The sequence below is a fragment of the Pseudomonas sp. MN1F genome, from assembly GCF_009391885.1.
Lineage (GTDB): Bacteria > Pseudomonadota > Gammaproteobacteria > Pseudomonadales > Pseudomonadaceae > Aquipseudomonas.
Window position 1 is genome coordinate 44,711 of sequence record NZ_VZII01000007.1, and the last position, 10,947, is coordinate 55,657.

General features: G+C 63.0%; 10 protein-coding genes. 9 read left to right on the plus strand and 1 reads right to left on the minus strand.

The window, feature by feature from the left end:
* Positions 1 to 39: 39 nt before the first annotated feature.
* The 6 genes from F6X59_RS03110 (at position 40) to F6X59_RS03135 (ending at position 6,233) form a co-directional block, all read left to right on the plus strand.
* Positions 40 to 1,041, plus strand: a complete 1,002-nt coding sequence (locus tag F6X59_RS03110; RefSeq protein ID WP_152954455.1) for a hypothetical protein — start codon at positions 40 to 42, stop codon at positions 1,039 to 1,041.
* Positions 1,042 to 1,266: 225 nt separating this feature from the next.
* Positions 1,267 to 1,806 (plus strand): hypothetical protein, encoded by a 540-nt coding sequence (locus F6X59_RS03115; protein WP_152954457.1) that lies wholly within the window; start codon positions 1,267 to 1,269, stop codon positions 1,804 to 1,806.
* 673 nt (positions 1,807 to 2,479) lie between these two features.
* A complete protein-coding gene (locus tag F6X59_RS03120; protein ID WP_152954458.1) occupies positions 2,480 to 2,956 on the plus strand; it encodes a YchJ family protein in 477 nt (158 codons plus the stop codon).
* Between the two features lie 2 nt (positions 2,957 to 2,958).
* On the plus strand, positions 2,959 to 3,435 hold the full coding sequence (locus F6X59_RS03125) for an LEA type 2 family protein (protein ID WP_152954461.1): 477 nt from the start codon (positions 2,959 to 2,961) through the stop codon (positions 3,433 to 3,435).
* A 7-nt stretch (positions 3,436 to 3,442) separates the two neighbouring features.
* Positions 3,443 to 3,646, plus strand: coding sequence for an SEC-C metal-binding domain-containing protein (locus F6X59_RS03130; RefSeq protein ID WP_060486211.1), 204 nt, complete (start codon positions 3,443 to 3,445; stop codon positions 3,644 to 3,646).
* Between the two features lie 145 nt (positions 3,647 to 3,791).
* Complete coding sequence (locus F6X59_RS03135) at positions 3,792 to 6,233, plus strand: penicillin acylase family protein (RefSeq protein WP_152954462.1); 2,442 nt, start codon at positions 3,792 to 3,794, stop codon at positions 6,231 to 6,233.
* Positions 6,234 to 6,279: 46 nt separating this feature from the next.
* Here the strand turns inward: F6X59_RS03135 and F6X59_RS03140 are convergent, their stop codons facing one another.
* Positions 6,280 to 6,705, minus strand: coding sequence for a type II toxin-antitoxin system HicB family antitoxin (locus tag F6X59_RS03140; RefSeq protein WP_152954464.1), 426 nt, complete (start codon positions 6,703 to 6,705; stop codon positions 6,280 to 6,282).
* Between the two features lie 313 nt (positions 6,706 to 7,018).
* Between F6X59_RS03140 and F6X59_RS03145 the strand changes: the two genes are divergently transcribed.
* The 3 genes from F6X59_RS03145 to F6X59_RS03155 all read left to right on the plus strand — a co-directional run bounded on the left by F6X59_RS03145 (position 7,019) and on the right by F6X59_RS03155 (position 10,904).
* Positions 7,019 to 8,035 carry a ligase-associated DNA damage response exonuclease gene (locus tag F6X59_RS03145; protein WP_152954466.1) on the plus strand — a complete coding sequence of 339 codons (1,017 nt, stop codon included), beginning with the start codon at positions 7,019 to 7,021 and terminating at the stop codon, positions 8,033 to 8,035.
* Complete coding sequence (locus F6X59_RS03150; RefSeq protein WP_152954468.1) at positions 8,032 to 9,690, plus strand: ATP-dependent DNA ligase; 1,659 nt, start codon at positions 8,032 to 8,034, stop codon at positions 9,688 to 9,690. The genes F6X59_RS03145 and F6X59_RS03150 overlap by 4 nt, the downstream gene beginning before the upstream one ends.
* Before the next feature lie 98 nt (positions 9,691 to 9,788).
* Complete coding sequence (locus F6X59_RS03155; protein WP_152954470.1) at positions 9,789 to 10,904, plus strand: succinylglutamate desuccinylase/aspartoacylase family protein; 1,116 nt, start codon at positions 9,789 to 9,791, stop codon at positions 10,902 to 10,904.
* The last annotated feature ends 43 nt before the right edge of the window (positions 10,905 to 10,947 follow it).

Sequence of the window (10,947 nt, forward strand, 5' to 3'; positions counted from 1 at the left end):
ACCGCATCCCACTTCATTTAATTCAGGAGACCCATTCCCATGTTCAAGCCAAACCAATACGTCAAACCTTCGACCTACACCACCGCCATCGTGGATGGAAACACCGGGTCGATTCGCTTCAATACTGCCGATGTCCGAGCTGAGACCGAAGCGGCCACCGATCCGTCTGTCTATGTGCAAGCCCTGGTAGATGCCGCTGAGGAATACTTGAACGGCGACGAGTGGCGAGAGGAAGCTATGGAGCGAACCCCTTGTGAGTTCCGTCCGGCTGGCTCTGAGGCTACTGGTCAGCAAATCATCGCCATGGCTGATCGTACTGTCACCTTCGACCCTCGCAGGAACTGGGATAACCAGACCATCGACAAGGGCGAAGTCCTGGCCGGGTCTATGATTTTCACCGAGGCGACTGATACCGCCCTGGTCATCAGCCACCGTGCCACCATCCTCGACCACAACATTCAAGCAGGCTTCACCGAGGGCTCCTTAGCGCAGACCGCTGACAAGATCCTTCGGGACATCGAACTGAGCGCCGCTGGGAAGATCGCTGCGATTCTCTCGACTGCTCCAAGTACCGAAAGCATCTCCGAGGCCAAGCCAACCGGCAAGCCTGTAGAAATCGCTGAGGACCTCATCGACATCCTGACCATGAACATCAACCAGACCGTAGGCACCTCTCTGGCTGACTTCGTGGTCCTGCTGCCTGTATCCCTGCTGCCTGTACTTGAACGTGCTGCTCAGCGTGCTGGCGTAGAGGATATCGAGACCCTCATTGGCGCAGGCGTTCAGCCCTACAACGGCACCGATCATGGTCTGTTCCTGTTGCCGAAGATGTTCACCAGCCTTAGCTACCGTGAGCGTGCCAACGGTGACATATGGAAGATCGAGGCGACACGCAACGGCAATCACCAGTGCTGGGACCTTGAGATCATGGCTGTGGTGGACATCGTGGCCAACGGCAAGGTCCGGGTAAAGCTGACCGCTGACGGCCTCCAGACCGAGACTGTGGCCTTCCCGATGATCACCAACATCAAGTTGACCTAAGGGATTGCCTTTAGATGCCCCGTAAGACCGACCCGAGAGTGATCGGCAGGGGCCCGCTTCACCTTCCGGAAATCTCCGGATGATCTATTCGCCCGTCGCTGGGCATCCATCTAACAGAGTCTTTCTGATTGCCCCCTGTGCCACCTGCCAGTCCCTCGTGTTGTGGGTCTCTGTGCTGGCCTGTGGGAGCGAACTCAGGGAGCAATCAAAAGGAGTCACGACACCATGTCCATCGACATCAAACACAAGCACGCTTCCCACGTCATCATCATCGAGGGTCAAGCCTTCAAGGCCAACGATGCGGGCCAATGGGACCTGACAGACATCTGGAAGACCCTGGAGCTGCCGAAAGGTAAACAGCCGGGTAAGTGGGTAGACACCAAGAAGGCCAAGTCCTTGGAACAAACCGGAAATATCGGTTCGTTAAACAAAGGGCGTGCTGGTTCTGTTACTCAGGCCACCAAGAGGGCAACCCTGGCGTATGCCGGTTGGGTCTCCGAAGACTTCGAGACAATGGTCTATGACGCCTTCGAGGCCATCCTTGAGATGCCAGAGGTGGCCGTACTGGTCGCCGACAAGATGCGCAGCATGGGCAATGACCATAGCGCCGCCATCCTTGAGCGTTCAATCTTCAATGATAAGTGCGACTGGAGCGCCATCAAGCGGCCTCACAGGAACTCCCAGAAGGGTCTACGGGCCGCCGTAGCGAGAGGCAATCTGACACCTGAGAGAGCCGCTGAGCTGGGCCTAAAGCGTGTCCGCTGATTAACTGGCAGTCTTCCGCTATTGGCACAGGACAGTTTACTCTGGCCGTCCTTCCGGTATGTGTAGGGCGCCTGATGAGCTTCACGCTTTGTTACACCTACAGAAGCAAACGAGTGGTCACCAAGATTGCCGTTACCTCGCTGACGCCCTACGCAGCGCTTTGTTATGCCTTGCTCCAATCCGGTGCGTCAGATAATCCCCACCAAGCAAGCTGGCCTGATAGCTACGAAGCGCTCCTTGAGGTCGCCCAACAGCTTGGCCTGACCGACCTCAGCTTTCATCGTTCGCTCCAACCCTAACCGCTTATGGAGAACCCCATGGACTACTTACAGGCCATCTGCTGGGCCTGTCTGGTCGTCCGTGTGGCCCTCTGGCTGTGGTCGTGTGGTCGCCGGTAGGCCCTGCAAGAATCTGACAGAAAAATCTGAGCGACCACCTCAATAAACAATACCGCGCAGGTTCCCCCGTAGGCCATCGCATGGGTGCCTGTGGGCGCCATAAAGACCCCAGTCAATTCGCCCTTGCGGTCTGGTCAACTGTCACCAACACTGTCACCAGCTTTGTCACCAAATCCCTTGAGGTCCTCTATGAAGCCCGCTACGCTTGGCCTGCCACCATGCCCCTCACAGTTCTGGGCCAACCCTGAAAACTTCGGCAAGTATTGGTGGTGATGATGAGTGTCTCGGTTTGCCCTTGTGGCAGCGGCAACCTGCTCGACGCCTGCTGTGGGCATTACCATGCCGGCACCCCGGCTCCCGACGCCCAGACGCTGATGCGTTCGCGCTACAGCGCCTATGTATTGGGGCTGGTCGACTACCTGGTAGCCACCACCCTGCCGGCCCAGCAGGACGGGCTGGACCGCGCTGCCATGGCAGCATGGAGCGCCCAGAGCACCTGGCTGGGCCTGGAAGTGGAAAACGCCGAGGTACTCGGTGGCCAGCCCGAGCACGCCTTCGTGACCTTCACCGCACGCTGGCATGACCATGAGGGTGACCATCAGCACCGCGAGCGTTCTGCGTTCGTACAGCATGAGGGGCGCTGGTACTTCATCGACCCTACGGTTGCGCTCAAGGCCGGCCGCAACGACCCCTGCCCCTGCGCCAGCGGGCAGAAATTCAAGAAATGCTGCGCCAGCTACGTCGGTAACTGAACATGATTGCCGCCACCCGCCTGCTCTTGCTCAGCGCCCTGCTGACGCTGCTGGCGGGCTGCGCGAGCTGGGGCGACGATGATACGCGCGAGCCGGAACTGCATCTGGACAAGGTGGAAACGGTCAAGGCGCGGCTGCTGCAGCAGGAATTCGTCCTGCACCTGCGCGTCGACAACCCCAACGACAGCCGCCTGTTCATTCGCAACCTGAGCTATTCGGTGTGGCTCGACGACCTGCTGCTGGCTCAGGACGAAGTCAGCCTCTGGCGCAGCGTCGGCGGGCATGCCCGACGCACCTTCAAGATCACCGCGCGGACCAACCTGTGGCAGCACCTGAAGCCATTGGCCAAGCTGCTCAAGAGCGGGCAGCCGCTGCATTACCGCCTGCAGGGCGAGCTGGAGACCGGGCTGATCTTCCATCAGGACCTGCACTTGTCGCGCAGTGGTGAGATAATCCCCGGCGATCTCATACCGGAGTAACCCTGCAATGACCCAGCAACCCCATGTTCATGGCCCGGACTGCAACCACGGTCACGATCATCAGCATGATCACGACCACGGCCATGTACACGGCCCGCACTGCAATCACGGCCACCAGGAGCCGGTGCGCAACGCCCTGAAGGACGTCGGCCGCAATGACCCGTGCCCGTGCGGCAGCCAGAAAAAGTTCAAGAAGTGCCACGGCGCTTGATCCTTTGAACGCAGGTACCTGCAGCGGCGATGACGGCGGTGCAGGTACCGCTGGTAAATAAAGCTCCACCGCACCTTGCATGGCGCCTGCGCGCTCACTACCTTAGCGCCTTTCGAACCCGCCACGCCTTGCAGGAGCCCTTGTCATGGCCGCCCCCGTCCTTCCTCCCTTCCGCCCGCGGCTCAGCGCCGCCGCCACGTTGCTCGGCATGCTCGGGCTCGCCGGCTGCCAGATGGGTGGCTATCAGGACAGCGTGCCACCGACCACCGGCGTGCAGCCGCTCAAGGGCCTGGCGCAGAATGTCTCGGTCCGGCGCAACGCCATGGGCGCGCCACTGATCGAAAGCAGCAGCTTCCATGACGCCCTGTTTACCCTCGGCTATGTGCATGCCGGCGATCGCATCGAGCAGATGCTCGCCATGCGCCTGCTCGCCCAGGGCCGCCTGGCGGAGTTGGCCGGCAGCGAAGCGCTGGATATCGACCGGCTGATGCGCGCCGCCAACCTCAAGCAAAGCGCTGCCCAGCAGTACGCCGACGCCTCGCCACGCCTGAAGCGCTTCTTCGAGGTGTATGCCCGCGGGGTCAACGCCTACCTGTTCCGCTACCGCGACAAGCTGCCGGCCAACCTGGCCAGCAGTGGCTATCGCCCGGAATACTGGAAGCCTGAAGACTCGGCACTGATCTTCAGCCTGTATGCCTTCAGCCAGTCGGTAAACCTGCAGGAAGAACTCAGCGCCCTGACCCTGGCGCAGAAGGTCGGCAACGACAAGCTGCCCTGGTTGCTGCCCGGCGCACCGGACGAGCCCCTGGCCGAGGCCGAGGTGGAAAAACTCAAAGGCCTGAACCTGAGCAGCCAGCTACCAGGTTTGCCCGCGCTGGCTGCAGCCAGCCAGAAACTCGCCGACCTCGACCTGCTCGGCAGCCCCGGTTCGGCCAACCTGGCGTTGGGCCCGCAACGCAGCCGCAGCGGCAAGAGCCTGCTGGCCAGTGACAGCCGCGCAACCTGGGCCCTGAGCCCGGTGCAGATCCACACCGGCAAGTATCAGGTCGGCGGCCTGTCACTACCGGGCCTGCCCATCGTGCTGGCCGGCTACAACGGCAAGCTGGCGTGGAGCAGCAGCGCGGTGATGGCCGACAATCAGGACTTGTACCTGGAGCAGTTGCGCCGCGCCGGCAGCCAGGTGACCTACCTGGCCGACGGCAAGTGGCTGCCAGCCCGCGCCCGCAGCGAAACCTTCTTCGTCCGTGGCCAGCGCCCAGTGCGCGAGGTGATGTACGACACCCGCCACGGCACCCTGCTGCCCCAGGCGGGGAACGCCAACCTGGGCCTGGCCCTGAGCCTGCCACAGCTCAAGGGCGACCGTAGCCTCGATGCGCTGTTCGACCTGACCCGCGCACAAAATGTCGAGCGCGCCTTCGACAGCACCCGTGAAGTCGCCACTGCCGCACTCAACTTCGTCTTCGCCGAGCCCGAACACATCGGCTGGCAAGTCAGCGGTCGCTACCCGAACCGCCGCGAAGGCCAGGGCCTGCTGCCGTCGCCGGGCTGGGACGGGCGCTATGACTGGGATGGCTATGCCGACCCGATGCTGCATCCCTATGACCAGGACCCACCGGCCGGCTGGATCGCCCACGCCAACCAGCGCAGCCTGCCGCGTGGCTACGGCATGCAGCTGTCCAGCACCTGGTACTACCCTGAGCGCGCCGAACGCCTGGGCCAGCTGGCCGGCAACGGCCGTCACGACAGCCGCAGCCTGATGGCCCTGCAGAACGACCAGGTGACATTGCTGGCCGACAAGCTCAAGCAGATGTTCAACGCCCCCGGCATGGCCCAGCCGCTCAAGCAAGCGATCGAGGCCCTGCCTGCGCCCCAGCGTGACAAGGCGCGCGACACCCTGGCCCGGCTGAAGGCCTTTGATGGCCGGCTGAGCCCGGTGTCGGCGGATGCCGCGCTGTACGAGCTGTTCCTTCAGGAAGTGACCCGGCAGACCTTCCTCGACGACCTCGGCCCGGAGTCGAGCCCCGCCTGGCAGGCGTTCGTCAGCAACGCCCGCCTGTCGTACTCGGCCCAGGCCGACCACTTGCTGGGCCGCGACGACAGCCCGTTCTGGGACGATCGCAACACGCCGCAAAAAGAAGACAAACCGGCCATCCTCGCTCGCAGCCTGGCAGCCGCCGTGGATGCCGGCACCGCGCAACTGGGCAGCGACCAACGCGCCTGGCAATGGGGCAAGCTGCACCAGTACCGCTGGCCGGCGCCTGCCTACCACGGCCTGGGCGATGCAATGAGTCGCTCGCCGATGGCCGCCGGTGGCGACTTCAGCACTCCGGCCCTGGCCCCTTATGCCTGGGGGAGCGACTTCGATACCCGATTGCCGGCCTCGGCGCGAATGATCGTCGACTTCGGCCAGGCCGAGCCGCTGCAGGTACTGACCAGTAACGGCCAGTCGGGCAACCCGGCCAGCTCGCACTACAGCGATGGGCTGGACGCCTGGTTCAAGGGGCGATTCATGAGCCTGCCGCTGCAGCCGCAGAACTTCGGGCGGACCTATGGTAGCCAACGGTTGACGCTGGTGCCGGGGCGCTAGTGATAAAAAGCCGCCTGGACTGGCGGCTTTTTCTTCCGAGGATGCATCAAGCAGAGACGACCGCGAGTTCGATTCGCTGACCGAGCACATGTAATGCATGCTCGACCTGCTCGATCTTGGATCGATGCAACAGATCCACCAAGCGATCAACCTGAGGGCGATTGACACCCAGCCGCCGCGCCATCTCTGTTTTGCTCACTTTCTGCTCTACCATGGTATTCCATAGGGCTGCCTTCGCCGCCGTGAGGGCCGGCAAGCGTACGACAGGCTGATCAGCCAATCTCAATGCAGGTAGCGGTATCGCTATCTTCTGGTCAACGTAGAACGAAAGCGCCGACTCCATGGCGTCAACAGCATCGAAAAGGGCTTCTTCCTCGGTATCGCCTGCACTGGACATCTCAGGCACATCCGGGCAACTGATCCAGACGCTGCCCGTCTCTCGGTGGATGATCACTGGATATTCGAAGGTCATTGTGCTCTCCCCTGATTTCAACATTCGCTCAGGCCCAGGTCTTTGAGGATCTTTCTTCTGAGCCCTTCGCCAATCTCTTTGGCTCCATGGTCCGGGAAAATCGTCTGGCGATTACCGAGGTAAACCTTGAAATGGTACGCACCCAGAACGCAACATTTTTGTTGCGCAAATCAATGGAGTCCATAGTTAACCGCGAATGCCGCTTCTGCATTTCTGTATGCCGTGTAGTCCACTTCCTTCAATCAAACCGCTCGAACTTCCTTACGCCCGCATCGCTCCTAACGGTTACTCCCAGCAACCTGCGCACCCAGCCATGGACCTCGTCATCGCCCGCCCCGAAGGCCTGTACTGCCCCCCTGGCGACTTCTACATAGACCCCTGGCGCCCGGTCGAGCGCGCCGTGATCACCCACGGCCATGGCGACCATGCCCGTACCGGCAATCATCACTACCTGACCGCCGCCCCCGGTGCCGGCATCCTGCGCAGCCGCCTGGGCCAAGGCATCGCCCTGCAGACCCTGCCCTACGGTGAACGCCTCCGGCATCACGGCGTCACCCTCAGCCTGCACCCGGCCGGCCATGTGCTGGGCTCGGCACAGGTGCGTCTGGAGTACCAGGGCGAAGTGTGGGTCGCTTCGGGTGATTACAAAGTCGAACCGGACGGCACCTGCGCTGCCTTCGAGCCAGTGCGCTGCCATACCTTCATCACCGAGTCGACGTTCGGCCTGCCCATCTACCGCTGGCCCAGCCAGGCGAATGTCTTTGCCGGGATCAATGCCTGGTGGCGAAGCAACTGTGAGCAAGGCAAGGCCAGCGTGCTGTTCTGCTACGCCTTCGGCAAGGCTCAGCGAATACTCCACGGCCTGGACCCGAACATCGGGCCGATCCTTGTGCATGGCGCCGTCGAGCCGTTGAACCGGGTCTACCGCGAGGCCGGTGTGCACCTGCCTGCCACCCACTATGTCGGCGATATCCCGCGCGGCGACCCGCTGTTGCGCCAGGCCCTTGTCCTCGCGCCACCTTCAACCGCCGGCAGCAGCTGGATGCGCCGTTTCGGTGAGTACAGCGATGCCTTTGCCAGCGGCTGGATGCTGTTGCGCGGTACCCGCCGACGGCGTGGCGTGGACCGTGGTTTCGTGCTGTCCGACCACGCCGACTGGCCGGGGCTGCTGTGGGCCATCGCCCAGACCGGGGCCGAGCGGGTCATGGTCACCCATGGCTCGGTCAATGTGCTGGTGCGCTACCTCAACGAACAAGGCCTGGACGCCCGCGCCTTCGTCACCGAATACGGCGAAGAAGACGACATCCCGGCCACGGAGCCTGGGGCATGAAAGCGTTTGCCGAACTGTACCTGCGCCTGGATGCGACCACCTCCAGCAATGCCAAGCTCCAAGCGTTGCGCGACTACTTTGCCACGGCCCCTGCCGAGGATGCCGCATGGGCCGTGTATTTCCTGGCAGGCGGGCGGCCTCGCCAACTGGTGCCGACCCGCACATTGCGCGAGCTGGCCACGGCATTGGCGGGGTTACCCGACTGGTTGTTCGAGGAGAGCTACCAGGCCGTCGGCGACCTGGCCGAGACCATCTCGCTGCTGTTGCCAGAAGCACCTGCAACCCATGATGACGGCCTGGCACACTGGGTCGAGGCCAAACTGCTGCCCTTGCGCGGCCTGCCAGCCGAGGAACTCCAGCATCGCCTGCCCCCTTTGTGGTCGCAACTGGACCGCCCCAGCCTGATGCTGTGCCTGAAGCTGATCACCGGCAGCTTTCGCGTCGGTGTGTCCAAGCTGCTGGTAACCCGCGCCCTGGCACAGCTGGCGGGCCTTGATGCCAAGCGCGTGGCCCAGCGTTTGGTCGGCTACACCGACATTGGCCACCGGCCAACGGCCGCCAGCTATCACCAGCTGATCGCCGAAGAGTCCGTTGATGAACATCGCCAGCGTGGTGGCCAACCCTATCCATTCTTCCTCGCTCACGCCCTGCAGGCCCCGCCAGAGCAGTTCGAAACCCTGCTCGGGCCGCCCGATGCCTGGCAGATCGAATGGAAGTGGGATGGCATTCGCGCTCAAGTGGTCAAGCGTGATGGCCAGCTGTGGGTTTGGTCACGCGGCGAAGAACTGGTCACCGAGCGCTTTCCCGAGCTGCATGGCCTGGCCGAAACCCTACCGGACGGCACGGTGCTCGACGGCGAGATCCTGGTCTGGAAGCCAGGCGTCGATGCCGGCGTACCGGCAGTGCAACCGTTCGCCGTGCTGCAACAACGCATCGGCCGCAAGACGCTGGGCAAGAAATTGCTGGCTGACGCCCCGGTGGTGCTGCAAGCCTATGACTTGCTGGAATGGCAAGGCGAGGACTGGCGCAGCCGGCCACAACATGAGCGGCGCCAGCAATTGCAGCGCCTGGTGGCAGAGCATCCCTTGGCCCCCCTGCTGCTTTCACCACTGCTCGAAGGCAACGACTGGAGCGACCTGGCGCGGCAACGCGAACAATCGCGCAAGCTGGGTGTGGAGGGGTTGATGCTCAAGCAGCGGGATGCCCTGTACGGCGTGGGCCGGACCAAGGACATGGGGCTGTGGTGGAAATGGAAGATCGACCCGTTCAGCGTCGATGCAGTACTGATCTATGCTCAACGCGGCCATGGCCGCCGTGCCAGCCTTTACAGCGACTACACCTTCGCGGTGTGGAACGCGCCAGCCGGCACGCCCGACCGCGCGCTGGTGCCCTTCGCCAAGGCTTATTCCGGGCTCAGCGACGAAGAGATGCGCAAGGTGGATGCGATCATTCGCAAGACCACGGTGGAAACCTTCGGGCCGGTGCGTAGCGTCACCCCGACGCTGGTGTTCGAGCTGGGCTTCGAGGGCATCGCGCTGTCCAAACGCCACAAGAGCGGTATCGCCGTGCGGTTTCCGCGGATGTTGCGCTGGCGCCTGGACAAACCGGTCGATGAAGCCGACGACCTGGCAAGCCTGCAGGCATTGCTGGTCTGAAAGAAGGCAACACGGTGAGGCGCGATAACGCAAATTATGCTTCTATCTTTGTGCCGACCCGTGTCGCAGAACGTTTTCGCCACGCAGCCAGGACCACCATGCACCATTCGACCCACGACCTGCTCTCGCCCGTACCGGGCATTTCCCGCCAATTGCACAGCTTCCACTTCGGCCCACGCGGTGGCGCCAAGGTGTATATCCAGGCCTCGCTGCATGCCGACGAACTGCCCGGCATGCTGGTCGCCTGGCACCTCAAGCGCCGCCTGGCCGAGCTGGAGCAGCAGGGTCGCCTGCTGCGCGAGATCATCCTGGTTCCGGTGGCCAACCCGGTCGGCCTGGAACAGGTAATGCTGGACGCGCCCCTGGGCCGCTTCGAATTGCAGAGCGGCGAGAACTTCAATCGCAACTTCGTCGACCTGTCCGACAGCATCGGCGACCAGATCGAAGGCCACCTGACCCAGGACCCGGCCCACAACCTGGCGTTGATTCGCGAGTACCTGCGTCGCGGCCTGGATGCCCATCTGGTGCGCACGCCGTTGCAGTCCCAGCGACTGACCTTGCAAAGGCTGGCTTGCGATGCCGACCTGGTGCTGGACCTGCACTGTGATTTCGAGGCGGTCGAGCACCTCTACACCACTCCGGAAGCCTGGCCGCAGGTCGAGCCACTGGCTCGCTACCTGGGCGCCCAGGCCAGCCTGTTGGCCACCGACTCCGGGGGCCAATCGTTCGACGAGTGCTTCAGCCTGGTCTGGTGGCAGCTGCAACAACGCTTCGGCAAGCGCTACCCGATCCCGCAGGGCAGCATCGCGGTGACCGTGGAGCTCCGTGGCCAGGCCGATGTAAGCCATGACCTGGCCGGCCAGGACTGCCAGGCGATTCTCGACTACCTGACCCACCTCAACGTCATCGAAGGTAGCGCCGCCCCTTTGCCGGAGCTGGTACGCCCGGCCACACCGCTGGCCGCCGTCGAACCCGTGGCAGCCCCGCTTGGTGGGCTGCTGGTGTACCACGCTCGCCCCGGCCAGCACCTGGAGGCAGGGCAACTGATCGCTGAAGTCATCGACCCGCTCAGCGACCGGGTGACGGCCATACGCAACAGCCAGCCCGGCTTGCTTTACGCCCGCAGCGTGCGGCGTATGGCCACGGCCGGCATGGTCATCGCCCACGTCGCTGGTGAACAGGTGTTACGCAGCGGTTACCTGCTGGCCAACTGATCGGTTAAAACCAATGCGCACGGCGAGTGGTCTGTAGAAGCAC